The organism is Thiorhodococcus minor, assembly GCF_010820565.1.
Lineage (GTDB): Bacteria > Pseudomonadota > Gammaproteobacteria > Chromatiales > Chromatiaceae > Thiorhodococcus > Thiorhodococcus minor.
Genome location: NZ_JAAIJQ010000368.1, coordinates 1 through 364 on the forward strand (window position 1 = coordinate 1; position 364 = coordinate 364).

The following is a 364-nucleotide window of genomic DNA, read 5'->3' on the forward strand; positions in this document are numbered from 1 at the left end:
AGGCGTCCGATCCGAGAAAGACCTGTTGCTTCAACTGCCCCCAAGGGCCGGGCTGGCCGATGCCCTCGGCGACGAAGCGCCGATAGTGGGCCACGGCTGCCGCTTCAGTCGAGCCGAAGGCCGATAGCAACCAATCCCGGCGCAGCCAATTCGGACAGGCTGCATCGCCCGTCGTCGCCGCGTAGCTGCTCCATGGCCAATCCTGGGGGCGGTCGAGCATCCGTGCCCGCACAGGGTTGAGGACGATGTAACGTGCCAACTCCTTCAGATAGGTCTCTTTCTGGACGATGATCGCTTTGTACCGCCCTTGGAAGACGTGCCCGCACCGCCCGTGTGACGTGTTGAAGCGTCGCGTGTAGACGCC

1 protein-coding gene is annotated in these 364 nt (G+C 64.0%); it reads right to left on the minus strand.

Annotated features, from left to right (window positions below; genetic code table 11):
* The coding region (locus tag G3446_RS27360; protein ID WP_425338441.1) for a transposase at positions 1-364 on the minus strand (364 nt) is incomplete at both ends.